Origin of the sequence: Pseudosulfitobacter pseudonitzschiae (genome assembly GCF_900129395.1) — a bacterium.
Taxonomy (GTDB): Bacteria; Pseudomonadota; Alphaproteobacteria; order Rhodobacterales; family Rhodobacteraceae; genus Pseudosulfitobacter; species Pseudosulfitobacter pseudonitzschiae.
In genome coordinates, this window is record NZ_FQVP01000004.1 from 507,155 (window position 1) to 523,804 (window position 16,650).

A 16,650-nucleotide genomic window follows, 5' to 3' on the forward strand; every position below is an offset into this window, starting at 1 on the left:
TCATGCGTCTGGTTGCCATATCGGCGTTGATCGCCCTGCTTCTGGATCAGGTCAGCAAATATGCCGTCGTGCACGGCATGGAACTGGCGCGGGTGCGGGCGATCGACGTGCTGCCGCCGCTGCTGAATTTTCGCTATGGCGAAAATCGGGGCATCAACTTTGGCCTGATGGACGGTGACGGCGATCTGGCGCGCTGGGTCCTTGTGGTGCTGGCGCTGCTGATCTGCTGTGCCGTGCTGTGGTGGCTGCGTGGCGCGCCCCAGCGGCCCATCGTTTTTGTCAGCGCGGGTCTGCTGATCGGCGGTGCGCTGGGCAATGTCGTGGACCGTGTGTTCTATGGCTATGTTCTGGATTTCCTGAACATGTCATGCTGTGGCATCCGCAATCCCTTTGTCTTTAACGTCGGGGATATCTTCATCTTTGCGGGTGCAATCGGGCTGGTGTTTTTCGCGCAGGACAAAAAGCGGGCGTGACATTGCCCCGCCTGCTGCGATAAGTCAGTGGGCAAAGGCCTGTTTTGGCAACTGGTGGGAGACGGCGATGCGCCTGATACGCGGACTGATGGCATTGACGGTGACGCTGGCTTTGGGAGCCTGCGCCAACACAGGCCTGCGCGACCTGCGTGGCACATCGGATGGGCCGGATGAATTCATCGTGACCCCGTCAAAGCCGCTGGAAGAGCCTGAAAGCTATTCCGCATTGCCGACGCCGACCCCCGGCCAGGCGAATCTGGTCGACCTGCGCCCCTTGGACGAGAGTGTCGACAAACTGGGCGGCCGCCGCGGATCGCCCACGGCTGCCATTCCCGCCAGCGACGGCGCGGTTGTAAACCACGCCAGCCGCTTTGGCCGCACGGCGGATATCCGCACCACCCTTGCCGCCGAGGACGAAGCGTTCCGCAAGCGTCGGGGCCGCTTTACCCAGTATCGCATCGTGCCGATCGACCGCTACAACCAAGCCTACAAGCGTCAGGCGATTGACGCGCAAAAGGTGGCGACGGCCTATCGGCGTGCGGGCGTTCCGACCCCGTCTTCGCCCCCAGCGAACACGCGTTTCGGCAACTAGGTCACAAAGACGGCACCACGGTTGATATCCGGGCGGTGGCATGACCATCTGTCTTCGTAAATGCGACCGGAATAGGATTACAGATGATAAATCTGCGCGCCGTCATGGCACTGATCGCGGCCCTTTTGCCTATGGCGGCCTGGGCGGCAAACGAAAACGTCACCACATTCGAATTGGAAAACGGCATGCAGGTCGTGGTGGTCGAAGACCACCGCGCCCCGGTCGTCACGCATATGGTCTGGTACAAGGCCGGATCGGCGGACGAGCCCAAGGGGTCGTCGGGCGTGGCGCATTTCCTGGAACACCTGCTGTTCAAAGCCACCGACAACATGGCCGCGGGCGAGCTGTCGGCCACGGTGGCCGCCAATGGCGGGCGGGACAACGCCTTTACCAGCTATGATTACACCGCCTACTACCAGCGCATCGCCGCCGACCGGCTGGGGCTGATGATGAAGATGGAGGCGGACCGGATGGAGAATCTGCGTCTGACCCCGGAAAACATCGAAACAGAACGCGATGTGATCATCGAAGAGCGCAACATGCGCACAGAGAACAATCCGCGTGCCCTGTTCGGCGAGCAGATGAGCGCCGCGCAATACTTGAACCACCGCTATGGCGTGCCGGTGATCGGCTGGATGCACGAGATGCAGACGCTGGATCTGGACGACGCGCTGAACTTTTACGACATCTATTATTCCCCCAACGATGCGATCCTTGTTGTTGCGGGCGACGTCGACCCCGCCGAGGTCAGGACACTGGCCGAGAAATACTATGGCGTGATCCCCGCCGAGCCGAACCTGCCCGAGCGTGTGCGCACCCAAGAGCCGCCGCAAACCGCCGCTCGCCGCGTGATCTTTCGCGATCCGCGCGTGGCGCAACCCTATGTGAACCGGTCCTACCTGGCCCCTGAACGGGACGCGGGTGACCAGAAGGACGCGGCTGCGCTGACCATCCTTGCCGAGATCCTCGGGGGCGGCACCACCTCTTATCTGGCGGAAAAGCTGCAATTCGACACGCAGGTGGCGGTCTATTCGGGCGCTTTCTACAGCGGTGTGTCGCTGGACGACACGACCTTTGACCTGATCGTGGTGCCCGGTCCGGATGTCAGCCTGCAACAGGCCGAAGACGCGATGGATGCGGCGCTGTCCAGTTTCATGAAGGACGGCGTGGATGCCGAGCAGCTGGAGCGGATCAAGCTGCAACTGCGTGCGCAGCAGATCTATGCCCGCGATGACGCGGACGGTGTGGCGAACCGCTATGGTGCTGCGCTGGCGTCGGGGTTGACGGTTGCGGATGTGCAGGACTGGCCTGACGTGCTGCAAGCGGTGACGGCAGACGACATCATGGCCGTGGCGAAAAAGGTGCTGCGCATCGAAGGATCGGTCACCGGATGGCTGGCGAAACCCGTGGAGGCAGGCCAATGAGATATATCCTTGCATTGATGATGACCGTGGTTCTGGCACTGCCCGCACGCGCCGAGGTCGAGATCACCGAAGTTGTCAGCCCCGGCGGGATCACCGCATGGCTGGTGCAGGAACCGTCGATTCCTTTCACGGCTATGGAACTGCGGTTTCGCGGTGGTGCGTCGCTGGATGCGCCGGGCAAACGCGGGGCCACCAACCTGATGACCGGACTGCTGGAAGAGGGCGCGGGCGACCTGGACGCGCGTGGTTTCGCCCGTGCACTGGAAGGGCTGGCGGCATCCTTCGGTTATGACGTGGGCGACGATTCGCTGGCCGTGTCCGCCCGTTTCCTGACCGAGAACCGCGATCAGGCGGTGGACCTGCTGCGCGCCTCGTTGCTGGAGCCGACATTCGCCCCCGACGCGGTCGAGCGGGTGCGCCAGCAGGTTCTGACCGGCCTTGCGTCGGACGACAAGGACCCCGACGAGCTGGCCAGCCGCGAATTCGACAAGCTGGCCTATGGCGATCATCCTTATGGCACGTCATTTCGGGGCACTGCCGAGAGTGTTGCGGCACTGACCCGTGACGATCTGGTGGCGGCGCATCAGGCGGTGCTGGCCAAGGATCGCCTGTACGTCGGCGTGGTGGGCGACATAACCCCCGAGGAACTGGGCCCGCTGTTGGACAAGCTGTTGGGCGATCTGCCCGAGACCGGTGCGCCAATGCCGGAGATGGCAGAGGTGAACATCCCCGCAGGCGTGACCGTGATCGACTATGATACGCCGCAATCCGTGGCGCTGTTCGGACAGCCCGGCATGGCGCAGGACGATCCCGATTTCTTTGCGGCGACCGTGCTGAACCAGATCCTGGGCGGCGGGTCATTCGAAAGCCGCCTGATGACCGAAGTGCGCGAAAAGCGCGGGCTGACCTATGGCGTATATTCCTATCTGGTGCCGCGTGACTATGCGGCGGTCTACATGGGGCATGTCGCCTCGGCCAACGACCGGATTGCCGAGGCGATTGCCGTGATCCGCGACGAATGGTCCAAGGCGGCCTCTGAGGGCGTGACCGAGGACGAGCTGCGCGACGCCAAGACCTTTCTGACCGGTGCCTATCCGCTGCGCTTTGACGGCAACGCGCCGATTGCGCAGATCATGGTGGGGATGCAGATGCTGGGCCTGCCGATCGATTACATCGCGACGCGCAACGACAAGGTCGAGGCGGTGACGCTGGAGGATGTGAAACGGGTTGCGGGCGAGTTGCTGGACCCTGAAGGGTTGCAGTTCGTGGTTGTGGGCAAGCCTGTGGGTCTGGAGACCGGTCCGCTGCCGGAGTGATTTGGTAGAATTGAGACCCTGACGGGTCATGCGATTTTTGCGCCCGCCTTCGGCGGGCGCTTTTTATTTGAGGCTCTGCCTCAAACTCCGGGATATTTTAGGCCAAAAGAAATCCGTTATTCGCCGTAGGGAATCCAGATGTTCTTGACCTCTGTCGCGGCGGTCAGCGTGTCGCGCATGGTGGGCAGGCTGGTCCCGATCCATGTGCGTTTGAGGTTGCTGGCCGATCCTTTGCGGATGGTTTCCGACAGGGCCGGGTCCGAGAAGGACCAGACCGCGTCGATGTCCATGTGGCGCGCCATTGTGCCGGCCAGCGCCTCGTGCGGGCCGGTCAGGATGTTGACCACGCCCGCAGGCACGTCCGACGTGTCGAGGATCTGGTAGAAGTCGGTGGCGACCAGCGGGAAGGGTTGCGAGGCACCAAGGATGATGCGGTTGCCCATGGCGATGGCGGGGGCCATCAGCGACACCAGACCCAGCAGGGGGTGCGCGTCGGGGCACAGAGCCGCGATCACGCCGGTGGGTTCCTTCATCGCCAGCGCCACGCCACGGATCGGGACGCCATGCGCCTGTCCGTCGTATTTGTCAGCCCAGGCTGCGGCGGTGAACAGCGTGTTGATGCTGTCGCTGACCTCTTGCGCGCCGGTGCGGCCCCCTTGCAGGGCGTTCAGGCGCGCGGCGAACTCGTCCGCACGTGCGTACATATTTTCGGCAATGTAGTACAAGATTTGCGCGCGCAGGTGGCCGGTGGTCTTGGCCCAGCCCTTTGCGGCCTGGGCGGCCTCGACCGCATTGCGCACATCCTTGCGGTTGGATTGCGCGGCATGGCCCAGAAGTGTTCCGTTCTTGCCATAGACCGGCGTCGAGTAGCCGCCGTCGGGGCGCGCCTGTTTGCCGCCGATGTACAATTTCGCGGTGCGGTCGATGCCGTCGGCGGGGCCTTTGTCGCCCTCGAAGGGGGCGATCAGCGACAGGGGTTTCTTTGCGTCTTTGGGTTTGGTGTAAGCCGTCAGCCCTTCCCAGCCGCCCTCGCGGCCAAAGCCGCTTTCGCGCACGCCGCCAAAGCCTGCGGCGGCGTCAAAGAGGTTGGTGGCATTGGTCCAGACCACGCCGGCGGCCAGTTTCGGGGCCACGTCCAGCGCGAGGTTGATGTTTTCGGTCCACAGGGTCGCGGCCAGCCCGTAGCGGGTGTTGTTGGCCAGCTCGACCGCTTCGGACGGGGTGCGGAAGGTGGTGGCGACCAGAACGGGGCCAAAGATTTCCTCTTGCATCAGCGGATGCGCGGTATCGAGGCCGGTGATCAGCGTCGGCGGATAAAAGCAGCCCTGCGCAGGCAGGTCACAGGCCGTCTGGTGCATATCGCCATCGCTGTTGGCCGCGACCATGTCAGTGATGGTTTTCAGTTGGGTCGCATCCACGATGGCGCCCACGTCGATGCTTTTGTCCAGCGGGTTGCCGATGCGCAGCTTGTCCATGCGGGCGCGCAGCTTGGCATAGAAACGGTCCGCCACGGGCTCATGCACCAACAGGCGCGAACCGGCGCAGCAGACCTGTCCCTGATTGAACCAGATGGCATCAACCAGCCCCTCAACCGCTGAATCCAGATCGGCGTCGTCAAAGACGATGTAGGGGGACTTGCCGCCCAGCTCCAGCGTCAGTTCCTTGTCGGTGCCTGCGGTCGCCTCGCGGATGCGGCGGCCCACGGCGGTGGAACCGGTAAAGGCGATCTTGTCGACATCGGCGTTCACGATCATTTCGCCCACCGCCCCATCGCCGGTGACGATGTTGACCACCCCCGCAGGCAGGCCGGCCTGACGGCAGATGTCGGCGAACAGCAGGGCGGTCAACGAGGTGTATTCTGCCGGTTTCAGCACCACGGTGTTGCCCATCGCCAGCGCGGGCGCGATTTTCCAGGCCAGCATCAGCAGCGGGAAGTTCCACGGAATGATCTGGCCACAAACGCCCAAGGCCGCGCGGTCGGGCAGGGCGTCGTCCATTAGTTGCGCCATGCCCGCGTGGTAATAGAAATGCCGCTGGGCCAGAGGCACGTCGATGTCGCGGCTTTCGCGGATGGGTTTACCGTTGTCGAGGGTTTCCAGCACCGCGAACAGGCGGCTGTGTTTTTGCAGCAGGCGCGCGATGGCATAAAGGAAACGCGCACGGCCCGGACCGCCCAGTTTTTCCCACTTGGGCTGGGCCTTGCGGGCGGCGGCCACGGCGCTGTCTACGTCGGCCTGTGTGGCCTGCGTCAGGGTGGCCAGTACCTCGCCGGTGGCGGGGTTGGTGCTGTCGAAACCTGTGGCGGGCTTTGTGAACTGGCCGTCGATGAAATGGCCGAAACGGCTGCCTTGATCGACAAGCCATGTCAGCGCTTCTTCGGCGGATTCGGGGGCGGGGCCATAGTCCATCGTCTGAAAAATCTCTTTCACGGTCATGATTTATCCCATCGGATGGCGGTGAGCGGCGGAATAGTTGCCGGTGACGTGGTGTTCAAGCTGGCGTTCGATATCTCCCAGCAGGGACGACGCGCCAAAGCGGAACAGGTCGGGTTGCAGCCAGCGTGCGCCCAGCTCTTCCTTGATCAGGGCAAGATAGGTGATCGCGTCCTTGGCCTTGGAAATCCCGCCCGCAGGTTTGTAGCCGACGTGGATGCCGGTGGCGGTGTGATAGTCGCGGATCGCGCGGATCATGGTCAGGCTGACCGGCAGTGTGGCGTTCACGCTTTCCTTGCCGGTGGATGTCTTGATGAAATCGGCACCGGCCATCATGCACACCAGCGAGGCGCGGGCGACGTTGCGAAGGGTGCCCAGTTCGCCGGTGGCCAGGATCGCCTTGACGTGGGCCTCGCCGCAGGCGGCACGCATTTCGCGCATCTCGTCGTAGAGCGCCTGCCAGTTGCCTTCCAGCACGTGACGGCGCGAGATGACGATGTCGATTTCGGAAGCACCGGCGGCGACGCTGCGGCGGATTTCCTCGATCCGCAGATCGAAGGGGGACAGGCCCGCAGGAAAGCCGGTGGACACGGCGGCGACCGGAATGCCCGAGCCATCCAGCGCCGCCACGGCGGTTTCAACCATTTCGTGATAGATGCAGACCGCGCCGGTTGTGATGCCGGGCATGTCCAGTGCGGCCAGCACTTGGGCGTTCACCGGCTGGCGGGCCTTGGCGCACAGGCGGCGGACGCGGGCGGCGGTGTCGTCGCCGGACAGGGTGGTCAGGTCGATGCAGGTCACCGCCTTGAGCAGCCATGCCGCCTGATAGTCCTTTTTGACCGAGCGGCGGGCGGGCAATGTTGCCGCGCGGCGTTCGATGGCCGAGGTGTTGGCCTGTACCGAGCGGACCCAGTTCATATCCAGATCCATGCCCGGATTGCGGGTCAGGGTCAGTTGCGGCAGGTGCGTGTCCTGCGACGTGGTGGCGGGTTGAAGCATGGGGTCACCTTCAAAGGAACAAGGCCTGAAAACTGGCACGGGCGTGGTTCAAGCGCAAGATGCGGCGCGGCGTCAGCCTTTGCGCAAAAACTGCACAAACGGGGCGCGGGGCTTGCGCAAATGCTTTGGCATTGAAGAGGCAGAAAAAATGACTTGAGAGGCAGGACAGATGAAAACGGCAATCATGCGCGGCGTGCCGCTGGCGATGCAAAACGATGGTTGGTGGCTGGAACAGAGCAACCCGCCCGCACCACGCAAGAAGATCGGGTGGCAGGGCGACCGCACGGGGCCGGTGCGGCTGGCGCTGCTGGTGGCGCTGATCGCGCTGTCGGATGCGTTGGTCTGGCAGGTGTCGGCGGGCGTGTCGCTGGCGCTGTTTTGTGCGATTTTGGGCGGTGTGGCAATCTGGCTGGCAGATGTGCCGGCCCGTGTCGCGTGGCAGGCAGGCGGCGGCGTGGCGCTGGCGGTGCTGCCGCTGGTCGAGCTGGTGCAGCCGCTGTCGGTGGTGATCAGCATGGTCGGGCTGTCGTTGGTTGTGGTCTTTGTTGCGGGAATTCGACGGGCCACGATGATCCGCAGTGCGCTGCGGTTGTGGTGGGTCGGTCCCGTGGTGACGGTGCGAGACGGGGCACAGGCCGCGCGGCAAACGGTGGCGGTAAAGCCGTCGGGCTGGGATCTGGAGCGGCTGGTCATGGCTTGGGCGGTGCCGGTGATCCTGGGCGGCGTTTTTGCCTTGCTGTTGCTGGAGGCGAACCCGGTGCTGGACCGCTGGTCGCAAAGCCTGAACGATCTGCGCCTGCCCGACGTGAACCTGTGGCGCGGGATGTTCTGGGGATTGATGGCATTGTTGATCTGGCCCTGTCTGGTGATTGCGCGCCTGCACGGCCGGCTGATGCCCGCCCCCGCGCGCCACACGGTGCGGCGTGTCGGTGTGATCAACGCAGGGTCGGTCGCGCGGTCGCTGGTGCTGTTCAACGCCATGTTCGCGGTGCAGACGGTGATGGATATCGTCATGCTGTACGGTGACGCGGGCCTGCCCGAGGGGATGAGCCATGCGACATATGCCCATCGCGGCGCTTATCCGTTGCTGGTGACGGCGCTGCTGGCGGGGTTGTTTGCGGTGCTGGCGCGTCCCTTTGCCGACGAGAAGCCGCTGTTGCGGGTGTTGCTGCTGGCGTGGCTGGCGCAGACGCTGGCGCTGGTGCTGGCGTCGGTGGTGCGGCTGGACACCTATGTGGATGTGTACGGGCTGACGCGACTGCGGGTGGCGGCCTTTATCTGGATGGGCGTGGTCGCTGCGGGACTGGGCGTCGTGGTCTGGCAGGTGGCGGCGCGCAGGGACACCGGCTGGATGCTGCTGCGCACGGGTGGCATTGGCGTGGTGACCATCTATGTCTGTGCTTTCATCAACTTTGACGGGATCATTGCGCGCCATAACCTGACGCAAGAGGTGGTAAAGGATTCCTGGTATATCTGCCGTTACCTCGACGAAGGGGCCTTGCCCGCGATCAGGACACACGAGGCAAAGATAGGCTACCCGCTGTGTCCGATGCTGCAGCCGGGTGTCGGGCCGGAGTTGTTCGAACCGGCGGACTGGCGTGAATGGGGCTTTCGCAACGCGCGGCTGCACCGTAGCTTGCAGGCCATTGAAGCTGAGCAGTTGAGCCAATGAACACCCAGACCATCCTGATTGTCGATGATGATGCGCAAATTCGCGATGTTCTGCGCATCGCGCTGGAACAGGCCGGGTTCCGCACCGAGGCCGCAGGCGACGGGGCCGAAGGGCTGGCCAAGGGCCGCACCGGGCGGTTTGACCTGATCGTGCTGGACATCGGCCTGCCCGAGATGGACGGGCTGGCGATGTGCCGCGAACTGAGGGCCACGGATCAGACGCCTGTGCTGTTCCTGACCGCGCGCGAGGACGAGATTGACCGCGTGCTGGCGTTCGAGCTGGGCGGCGATGATTACGTGACCAAGCCGTTCTCGCCCCGCGAACTGGTGGCCCGCGTGCGCGCCATCCTGCGCCGCAGCACCGTGGTGCAGCAGGGGACGACCCGCACGCGTGGTGTTCTGGAGGTGGACGCGGCCCGGCACCACTGTGCCGTCGCAGGGGTTCCTCTGGCGCTGACCAACCGCGAGATGGCGCTGCTGGATCACCTGATGCAACGGCCCGAGCAGGTTGCCTCGCGGCCTGCGCTGACGGATGCGATGTATGGCGCCAACATCCATGTCAGCGACCGGACCGTGGACAGCCACCTGCGCAATCTTCGGTCAAAACTGTCCGAAGCAGGCTGTGCCGATGCGGTCGAGACGGTGCACGGCGTTGGCGTGCGGATGGGCCCATGTCGCGGATAAAGGCAAAGTGGCGCCCGCCGCTGGCCTTTGTCATGGGCGGCACGCTGGCGGCGGTGCTGTGCCTGCCGCTGATCGGGATCGTGTGGTTCCGGCTGGCAGGCAACATCCTGGGCTGGGGCGAAACCGGCTGGCTGATCTTCTGGATGGCGGTGGTGTCCACTGGCGTATTGGCATTCCTGCTGTGGCGGCTGGTGCTGCGGCCCGTGGCGCGGCTGACCGCCTATGCGCGTGCCGTGCGCGAGGGGCGCAGCGACGCCACCCCGCCCACGCATTTCGGCACGCCAGAATTCGGTGCCTTGGGGGCCAGTGTGATTGCCATGGGCGATACGTTGCAATCGCGTGCGGCCAGCCTGCGGGCCTATGCCGATCATGTCACGCACGAGTTGAAATCGCCCCTGACCAGCCTGCGTGGCGCGGCAGAGTTGTTGCAATCGGACCTGCCTGCCCGCGATCAGGCCCAGCTGATCGACACGATCGAAGCATCGGCTGCACGGATGCAGGCACTGCTGACACAATTGCAGCGCCATGCGGCAGCCAGCCAAAGCAGCGGGCCGGGGCAGACGCCGCTGCAGGCGTTGCCTGCCAAGGTTGGCGATGTGCAGATCGTTGTCGAACAGGATGGCACGGTGCCCCTGTCGCTGAGCGATCTGACCGTGGTGATAGACCAGATGGCACAGAATGCCGCCGCCCACGGGGCCACGCGGCTGATGCTGGCCTGTCGGGGGCCGTCCTTGCACATCGTGGACGATGGCCGCGGCATCGGCGCGGGCAACGCCGGACGCATTTTCGATCCATTCTTTACCACCCGCCGCGATGCGGGCGGCACGGGTATGGGCCTGACAATCGTGCAAACCCTGCTGTCCGCCCATGGCGCGCGGATCAGGCTGGACGACCAGAGCGCCACAGGCGGGGCGGCTTTCGTGATCTCTTTCGACTGAAAAACAGGCACTCTCGGCGGCTTATTGCGAACCATTCTCAATTATCTTGACTTGTTGCGAATGATTCTCATATTTGGAGCCATGACACATAAACCTTACGCACATTCCATGTCCCGACGCGCCGCACTGGGCGGTTTCGCTGCCCTGACAGCCGGCGTGCTGGCCCGCCCGGCCTTTGCCGCTGCCCCGCTGAGCGTGGTTGCCACCACCGGCATGATCGCAGACGCCGCCCGCGAAGTCGGCGGCGATGCGGTAACGGTCAAGGCGCTGATGGGCCCGGGGGTCGATCCGCATTCGTATCGCCAGACCCGCAGCGACATCGTTGCCATGACCCGTGCCGACGCGGTCCTGTGGCATGGTCTGTATCTTGAGGCGCAGATGGAGGAATTTTTCCACACCCTCGCGCGTCAACGTCAGGTCTTTGCCGTGGCCGAGGCGCTGCCGAAAGAGCAGCTTCTGGCCCATGCCGACTATGAAAACCGCTATGACCCGCACGTTTGGATGGCACCGGAGTTGTTCACGGGCGTCGTGACCGAGATTGGCCGCGTGCTGGGCGAAGTGCGCCCCGAGATGGCCGATGTCTTTGCCGCCAATGCACAGGCCTATGCCGCGCGACTGGGCGAGCTGGATGTCTATGCCCGCCACACGCTGGAACAGGTGCCGCCCGAACAGCGGGTGCTGCTGACCGCCCATGACGCCTTTGGCTACTTTGGTCGTGCCTATGGGTTCGAGGTGATCGGCATTCAGGGGATTTCCACCGAAAGCGAGGCCGGATTGCACCGCGTCAGCGCGTTGGTTGACACCATCGTGACACGCGGTCTGAGCGCCGTCTTTGTCGAAAGCTCGGTGTCGGACCGCAACATGCGTGCGCTGGTCGAGGGCGCTGCGGCGCGTGGCCATGACGTGCGCGTGGGCGGCGAGCTGTTCAGCGACGCCATGGGGCAGGATGGCACCTATGAGGGGACGTATATCGGCATGATCGACCACAACGTGACCACCATCGCCCGTGCGCTGGGCGCGGATGTGCCCGCGGGCGGGATGTCCGGCCAGTTGAACCAGGGAGCCTGAGCCATGACAATCACATTGGCACGGGACAAGGACGCGCCCACAGACGCCGAACGCCGCATGGCCAGCCCGCTGGCGATACGCGGGCTGACGGTCTCTTATGGGCAGAAGCCGGCTGTTTTTTCGGTCGATATGACCGTGCGCGCAGGTCATATGACCGCGATCATCGGGCCGAACGGGGCGGGCAAGTCGACCCTGCTCAAGGCTGCCTTGGGTATCCTGAAGCCTCTCGCGGGGACTGTGACCGTGTTGGGGCAACCGATGGCATGGCAGCGTGAGCGCATCGCCTATGTGCCGCAGCGGGCCAGTGTGGATTGGGATTTCCCGACCCGCGTGATCGACGTGGTGTTGATGGGCATGTACGGGCAGTTGGGGCTGCTGGGCCGGGTTCGCGCGAAACATCGTGCGCAGGCTATGGATTGCCTTGAGCGGGTCGGCATGACCGATTTCGCCACGCGCCAGATCGGTCAGCTTTCGGGCGGACAGCAACAACGGGTGTTCCTGGCGCGCGCATTGGCGCAGGGCGCGGACCTGTATCTGCTGGACGAACCCTTTGCCGGGGTCGATGCGGCGACAGAGCAGGCGATCATCAACGTGCTGAAGGGCCTGCGCGATGCGGGCAAGACCGTGGTGGCGGTGCATCATGACCTGAGCACCGTGCGTGATTATTTCGACGATGTGTTTCTGATCAACACGCAGGCGGTGGCCGAAGGACCGGTCGCGACGACGTTTACCCAGGCGAACCTGCAAACCGCTTATGGCGGGCGGCTGGCGGGGGCGCAGATGGATGCGCTGGCCGAAACGCTGGTCGGGGCCGGTGCAGGGACCGGGGCCGCCGCGCGATGATCTGGGACGCGCTGCTTTTGGGGCTGGGGTATAACGCCACGCTGGTGACGCTGGGGGCGGGCATTCTGGGCATCGCGGGCGGCGTCGGCGGATCGTTCCTGTTCCTGCGCAAGCGCGCACTGGTCAGCGACGCGGTCAGCCATGCCACCTTGCCCGGTGTCGGGCTGGCCTTTGTGCTGATGGTGGCCTTGGGCGGGGACGGGCGCAACCTGATCGGCCTGCTGGCAGGCGGTGCGGTTTCGGCGGCGATCGGTTTGCTTTGTGTGAACTGGCTGAGCACCCGCACGCGGCTGGCCGAGGATGCGGCCATTGGCGCTGTGCTGTCGGTGTTCTTCGGCTTTGGCATCGTGATCCTGACCTATATCCAGACCATGTCCAGCGGGCGGCAGGCGGGGTTGGAAAGCTTTTTGCTGGGCTCGACCGCAGGCATGTTGCAATCCGACGCGATGGTGCTGGTGCTGGCGGCGGCGCTGACGCTGGCGCTGGTGCTGATCCTGCGGCGACCGCTGACGCTGGTCGCCTTTGATCCCGACTTTGCCCTTGCGACCGGGCGGAACGTGAACCGGATTGATCTGGCAATGATGGGGATCGTTCTGGCCGTAACGGTTGTGGGGCTGAAGATTGTCGGGCTGATCCTGATCGTGGCGCTGCTGATCATCCCGCCCGTGACGGCGCGGTTCTGGACCGAGCGGGTGGACCGTGTGCTGTTGGGCGCGGGGATCGTCGGCGGGCTGTCCGGCTATCTGGGCGCTGCGATTTCGGCGGCGGTGCCCGATGTGCCGACGGGGCCGATCATCGTGCTGGTCAGTTTTGCCCTGTTCATGTTGTCGCTGTTGTGCGCCCCGGGACGCGGGGTTGTGTCATCGGTGGTGCAGCACCGCCAGTACCAGCGCCGTGTGCATCTGCGACAAGGCTTGTTGGCGCTGGCGCAAGGGCAGCCGATTTATGAACGCCTGACCCAGCGGTTGATGGAACGCGGCGGGCTGATGCGGGGCGACGGTGTGGCGACCGACAAGGGGCGCGTCCATGCGGCCAAGGCATTGCTGGACGAAGCCCGCTGGCAGGTGGTGCGCAGTGATCAGGCCTATGCCGCTGCGGCCCTGCGTTACGACGGGCTGACCGAGATGAGCAGCGTTCTGACCGTCGATCAGATCCGGGACATCGACGCGCGGTTGCCCGCGCCGCAAGGGGTAACACCATGACCGGTTCCGAATTTGTCCCGCTGTCGCTGGTGCCGATCCTGATCGGCATCTGTGTGGCTGTGGCCTGTGCCTTGCCGGGGAATTTCCTGCTGCTCAGGCGGCAGGCGCTGATCGGGGATGCGATCAGCCATGTGGTGCTGCCGGGGATCGTGGTGGCGTTCCTGGTGACCGGATTGGTGGCCAGTGTGCCGATGCTGCTGGGTGCAGCGGGTGCTGCGCTGGTCGCTGTGGCGGCCATCGAGGCGATCCGGCGGCTGGGCAGGATCGAACCGGGTGCCGCCATGGGTGTGGTGTTCACCACCATGTTCGCGGGTGGCGTTCTGTTGCTGGAAATGTCGGACACCTCCAGCGTGCACCTGGACGTGGAACATGCGCTGTACGGCAATCTGGAAAGCCTGATCTGGCTGGACGCGACCGGCTGGTCGTCGTTGTGGGACCCGCAGGCGCTGGCTTATCTGCCGGTCGAGCTGCCCCGGATGGTCGCAGCACTGGTGGTGGTGGCGCTGTTTATCGCGGTGTTCTGGCGGCCCCTGAAAATCTCGACCTTCGACGAAGGGTTTGCCCGCACGATGGGCCTGCGCACGGGGCCGTTGGGGCTGGGGCTGGTGGTGGTGGCAGCTGTGGCAGCGGTGGCGGCATTTGACGCGGTGGGCAGTATCATTGTGATTGCCATGTTCATCTGCCCGCCTGCGGCGGCGCGGCTGATGACCAACCGGCTGGAGACGCAGATTGCGTGGTCGGTTCTGTTTGCGACGCTGGCGGCGGTGATCGGTTATGTGCTGGCCGGATATGGTCCGCTGTGGCTGGGCGCGCAGGATTCAGTCAGCGCGGCGGGGATGATCGCCACGGTGTCCGGTGTGCTGGTTGCCGGTGCTGCGTTGGTGGGACCGGCGCGCAAATAGCGTCCCTTGCAGGGGGGCGCTGCCCCCGGCGCTTTGCGCCTCCCCCGGAGTTTATCTGGCAAGATGAAGGGGGTTAGCTGCCGCGATAGGTGGAGTAGCCGAAGGGCGACAGCAGCAATGGAACGTGATAATGCGCGTCGATGTCCGAGATGCCAAAGCGGATCGGGATGCGGTTCAGAAAGCGCGGGCTTTCGGCGGGCACGCCGATGGAATCGAAATAATCGCCTGCCTCGAATTCCAGTTCGTATTGGCCTTCGCGAAAGCCATCCTTGGGCAGGATCGGGCTGTCGGTGCGCCCGTCCGCGTTGGTGGTCATGTGGGATACCTTGACCTTGGCTGTCGCTTCGAACCGGTAAAGGGTCACGGACAGGCCGGCGGCGGGCTTGCCGGTGCTGGTGTCCAGAACATGCGTTGTCAGATATCCCGAGGCCATGACATTCTCTCCTGATTTTGGTCCAGCATGACCACAGCCGGGCCCGAAGCGCAAAAGGATTTCCGAACACCTGCCCCTTTGTCTGCGCCCGTATTGTTGGCAGTTTCCGGTTGCAGCGCCGGAGTTGTGACCGTGCAAGAGGTTTTGCTTGATCGGTCCCGTATCAAGGCCGCATAGTTTTTCATGAGCCGCATCAAGACGGCCGTATGCAACCGTGTAGGGACAGCCAACAATGACCGATATTTCACATGGGGCCTATGCGGACCCCAACGAGACCCCTCCTATGGCCCAGGCGATTCCGCTGGGTTTTCAACACGTTCTGGCGATGTTCGCGTCGAACGTTACGCCGTCGATTATCGTGGCGGGCGCGGCGGGGCTGGCCTTTGGCGGGCCGGAACAGGTGTACCTGATCCAGATGGCGATGCTGTTTGCAGGGATTGCGACGCTGTTCCAGACCATCGGCTTTGGCCCCGTGGGCGCGCGGCTGCCGATCATGCAGGGCACCAGCTTTGCCTTTGTCGGCGTGCTGGCGGGTGTTGCCGCGACCCAAGGGATGGGCGTGGCGCTGACCGCTTGTCTGATCGGGGGCACCCTGCACTTTTGTCTGGGCGCGTTCATCAAAAGCCTGCGGTGGCTGTTCCCGCCGCTGGTCACGGGGTTGGTCATCCTGGCGATTGGTCTGTACCTGATCCCGACCGCGATCAAATATGCCGCAGGCGGGGCGGCCGATTTCCAGATGGCGGCGGAAAGCTTTGGCTCCCTGAAGCACTGGGCCGTGGCGCTGACCGTGGTCGTTGTGGCGCTGGCGATCAAGTTCTTTGCAAAGGGGGCGCTCAGCAACTCGGGCATCCTGATCGGGCTGCTGGCGGGCTATGTGCTGGCGTTTATCCTTGGGATGGTCAATTTTGCCGCCGTGGGCAAGGCCGCGTGGATCACAGGCATCACGCCGATGCCCTTCGGGTTCGAGTTCAATCTGGGCGCGGTGATCGCCGTGACGCTGGTGTGCGTGGTCTCTGCGATTGAGACCGTGGGCGACACCTCGGCCACCACCAAGGCGGGCGCGGGGCGCGATGCGACGGATGACGAGATTGCCGGTGCCACCTATGCCGACGGGCTGGGCACGGCGGTGGCTGCGGTCTTTGGCGGTTTGCCCAACACGTCGTTCAGCCAGAACGTCGGCATTGTCGGCATGACCGGCGTGATGTCGCGCCATGTGGTGACGATTGGCGGGCTGGTGCTGATCGTCTGCGGGCTGCTGCCCAAGATCGGGGCGGTGATCGCGTCGATGCCGCTGCCGGTGCTGGGCGGCGGGGTGATCGTGATGTTCGGCATGGTGGCGGCCGCCGGTCTGAACGTGCTGACCGAGGTGAAGATGAACCGCCGCAACATGGTGATCATCGCCGTGGCGCTGACGGCGGGCCTGGGGCTGAACCTGGTGCCGACGGCGGTGCAATATCTGCCCGGTGTGCTGTCGACGCTGGCCACAAGCGCGGTGGCACCGACGGCGCTGGTGGCGGTTGTGCTGAACCTGGTGCTGCCTGAGGAGATTTGACGGTCTAAGGCGGCGCGGCCCTTCGGGGCGGATTTTTGAACCAGGGAAGGGGCGGGGCGCGGCGGGCGCCTTGCCCCTTTTGCCATGGCGGGGGCTGGAAATGGGCAGTGGATAACTGCGG

15 protein-coding genes are annotated in these 16,650 nt (G+C 64.4%); 12 read left to right on the forward strand and 3 right to left on the reverse strand.

Annotation, left to right across the window (positions count from 1 at the left end; translation table 11 throughout):
• Nucleotides 1-2 precede the first annotated feature (2 nt).
• The 4 genes from lspA to BUC08_RS14235 all read left to right on the forward strand — a co-directional run bounded on the left by lspA (nucleotide 3) and on the right by BUC08_RS14235 (nucleotide 3,805).
• A complete protein-coding gene (gene lspA, locus BUC08_RS14220) occupies nucleotides 3-473 on the forward strand; it encodes a signal peptidase II (protein ID WP_028955314.1) in 471 nt (156 codons plus the stop codon).
• A gap of 67 nt (nucleotides 474-540) precedes the next feature.
• On the forward strand, nucleotides 541-1,065 hold the full coding sequence (locus BUC08_RS14225) for a DUF3035 domain-containing protein (RefSeq protein ID WP_037923219.1): 525 nt from the start codon (nucleotides 541-543) through the stop codon (nucleotides 1,063-1,065).
• A gap of 104 nt (nucleotides 1,066-1,169) precedes the next feature.
• Nucleotides 1,170-2,489: a M16 family metallopeptidase gene (locus tag BUC08_RS14230; RefSeq protein WP_224769809.1), complete on the forward strand. Its 1,320-nt coding sequence runs from the start codon at nucleotides 1,170-1,172 to the stop codon at nucleotides 2,487-2,489.
• Entirely contained in the window at nucleotides 2,486-3,805 is a 1,320-nt protein-coding gene (locus tag BUC08_RS14235; protein WP_037923223.1) for a M16 family metallopeptidase, read from the forward strand. Before BUC08_RS14230 ends, BUC08_RS14235 begins: the two co-directional genes overlap by 4 nt.
• A gap of 116 nt (nucleotides 3,806-3,921) precedes the next feature.
• Here the strand turns inward: BUC08_RS14235 and BUC08_RS14240 are convergent, their stop codons facing one another.
• Together BUC08_RS14240 and deoC are read right to left on the reverse strand one after the other, a co-directional pair.
• Nucleotides 3,922-6,240, reverse strand: a complete 2,319-nt coding sequence (locus BUC08_RS14240; protein ID WP_037923225.1) for an aldehyde dehydrogenase family protein — start codon at nucleotides 6,238-6,240, stop codon at nucleotides 3,922-3,924.
• Nucleotides 6,241-6,243: 3 nt separating this feature from the next.
• On the reverse strand, nucleotides 6,244-7,236 hold the full coding sequence (deoC, locus tag BUC08_RS14245; RefSeq protein ID WP_037923228.1) for a deoxyribose-phosphate aldolase: 993 nt from the start codon (nucleotides 7,234-7,236) through the stop codon (nucleotides 6,244-6,246).
• Between the two features lie 169 nt (nucleotides 7,237-7,405).
• Here deoC and BUC08_RS14250 point away from each other — a divergent pair, with 169 nt between their 5' ends.
• The 7 genes from BUC08_RS14250 to BUC08_RS14280 all read left to right on the forward strand — a co-directional run bounded on the left by BUC08_RS14250 (nucleotide 7,406) and on the right by BUC08_RS14280 (nucleotide 14,544).
• Nucleotides 7,406-8,908, forward strand: coding sequence for a DUF4153 domain-containing protein (locus BUC08_RS14250; protein ID WP_051694025.1), 1,503 nt, complete (start codon nucleotides 7,406-7,408; stop codon nucleotides 8,906-8,908).
• Nucleotides 8,905-9,591, forward strand: coding sequence for a response regulator transcription factor (locus tag BUC08_RS14255; protein ID WP_037923230.1), 687 nt, complete (start codon nucleotides 8,905-8,907; stop codon nucleotides 9,589-9,591). The genes BUC08_RS14250 and BUC08_RS14255 overlap by 4 nt, the downstream gene beginning before the upstream one ends.
• Nucleotides 9,579-10,529, forward strand: a complete 951-nt coding sequence (locus BUC08_RS14260; protein ID WP_037923233.1) for an ATP-binding protein — start codon at nucleotides 9,579-9,581, stop codon at nucleotides 10,527-10,529. Before BUC08_RS14255 ends, BUC08_RS14260 begins: the two co-directional genes overlap by 13 nt.
• A gap of 108 nt (nucleotides 10,530-10,637) precedes the next feature.
• Nucleotides 10,638-11,597, forward strand: coding sequence for a metal ABC transporter solute-binding protein, Zn/Mn family (locus BUC08_RS14265; RefSeq protein ID WP_037923518.1), 960 nt, complete (start codon nucleotides 10,638-10,640; stop codon nucleotides 11,595-11,597).
• A 3-nt stretch (nucleotides 11,598-11,600) separates the two neighbouring features.
• On the forward strand, nucleotides 11,601-12,440 hold the full coding sequence (locus tag BUC08_RS14270; RefSeq protein ID WP_081855326.1) for a metal ABC transporter ATP-binding protein: 840 nt from the start codon (nucleotides 11,601-11,603) through the stop codon (nucleotides 12,438-12,440).
• On the forward strand, nucleotides 12,437-13,642 hold the full coding sequence (locus BUC08_RS14275; RefSeq protein WP_037923236.1) for a metal ABC transporter permease: 1,206 nt from the start codon (nucleotides 12,437-12,439) through the stop codon (nucleotides 13,640-13,642). The genes BUC08_RS14270 and BUC08_RS14275 overlap by 4 nt, the downstream gene beginning before the upstream one ends.
• Nucleotides 13,639-14,544: a metal ABC transporter permease gene (locus tag BUC08_RS14280; RefSeq protein ID WP_037923238.1), complete on the forward strand. Its 906-nt coding sequence runs from the start codon at nucleotides 13,639-13,641 to the stop codon at nucleotides 14,542-14,544. The genes BUC08_RS14275 and BUC08_RS14280 overlap by 4 nt, the downstream gene beginning before the upstream one ends.
• A 73-nt stretch (nucleotides 14,545-14,617) precedes the next feature.
• Here BUC08_RS14280 and uraH read toward each other — a convergent pair whose 3' ends face one another.
• Nucleotides 14,618-14,977: a hydroxyisourate hydrolase gene (gene uraH / locus BUC08_RS14285; RefSeq protein ID WP_037923239.1), complete on the reverse strand. Its 360-nt coding sequence runs from the start codon at nucleotides 14,975-14,977 to the stop codon at nucleotides 14,618-14,620.
• A gap of 232 nt (nucleotides 14,978-15,209) precedes the next feature.
• Between uraH and BUC08_RS14290 the strand changes: the two genes are divergently transcribed.
• Nucleotides 15,210-16,529: a uracil-xanthine permease family protein gene (locus BUC08_RS14290; protein WP_037923240.1), complete on the forward strand. Its 1,320-nt coding sequence runs from the start codon at nucleotides 15,210-15,212 to the stop codon at nucleotides 16,527-16,529.
• The last annotated feature ends 121 nt before the right edge of the window (nucleotides 16,530-16,650 follow it).

Excerpts from the sequence above, each read along its gene's own strand:
- BUC08_RS14265 (WP_037923518.1), top strand. The coding sequence starts at position 10,638 with ATGTCCCGACGCGCCGCACTGGGCGGTTTCGCTGCCCTGACAGCCGGC.
- uraH (WP_037923239.1), bottom strand. The coding sequence starts at position 14,977 with ATGGCCTCGGGATATCTGACAACGCATGTTCTGGACACCAGCACCGGC.
- BUC08_RS14280 (WP_037923238.1), top strand. The coding sequence starts at position 13,639 with ATGACCGGTTCCGAATTTGTCCCGCTGTCGCTGGTGCCGATCCTGATC.
- BUC08_RS14290 (WP_037923240.1), top strand. The coding sequence starts at position 15,210 with ATGACCGATATTTCACATGGGGCCTATGCGGACCCCAACGAGACCCCT.
- BUC08_RS14240 (WP_037923225.1), bottom strand. The coding sequence starts at position 6,240 with ATGACCGTGAAAGAGATTTTTCAGACGATGGACTATGGCCCCGCCCCC.
- BUC08_RS14275 (WP_037923236.1), top strand. The coding sequence starts at position 12,437 with ATGATCTGGGACGCGCTGCTTTTGGGGCTGGGGTATAACGCCACGCTG.
- BUC08_RS14250 (WP_051694025.1), top strand. The coding sequence starts at position 7,406 with ATGAAAACGGCAATCATGCGCGGCGTGCCGCTGGCGATGCAAAACGAT.
- BUC08_RS14225 (WP_037923219.1), top strand. The coding sequence starts at position 541 with ATGCGCCTGATACGCGGACTGATGGCATTGACGGTGACGCTGGCTTTG.
- BUC08_RS14235 (WP_037923223.1), top strand. The coding sequence starts at position 2,486 with ATGAGATATATCCTTGCATTGATGATGACCGTGGTTCTGGCACTGCCC.
- BUC08_RS14255 (WP_037923230.1), top strand. The coding sequence starts at position 8,905 with ATGAACACCCAGACCATCCTGATTGTCGATGATGATGCGCAAATTCGC.
- BUC08_RS14260 (WP_037923233.1), top strand. The coding sequence starts at position 9,579 with ATGTCGCGGATAAAGGCAAAGTGGCGCCCGCCGCTGGCCTTTGTCATG.
- BUC08_RS14270 (WP_081855326.1), top strand. The coding sequence starts at position 11,601 with ATGACAATCACATTGGCACGGGACAAGGACGCGCCCACAGACGCCGAA.
- BUC08_RS14230 (WP_224769809.1), top strand. The coding sequence starts at position 1,170 with ATGGCACTGATCGCGGCCCTTTTGCCTATGGCGGCCTGGGCGGCAAAC.
- deoC (WP_037923228.1), bottom strand. The coding sequence starts at position 7,236 with ATGCTTCAACCCGCCACCACGTCGCAGGACACGCACCTGCCGCAACTG.
- lspA (WP_028955314.1), top strand. The coding sequence starts at position 3 with ATGCGTCTGGTTGCCATATCGGCGTTGATCGCCCTGCTTCTGGATCAG.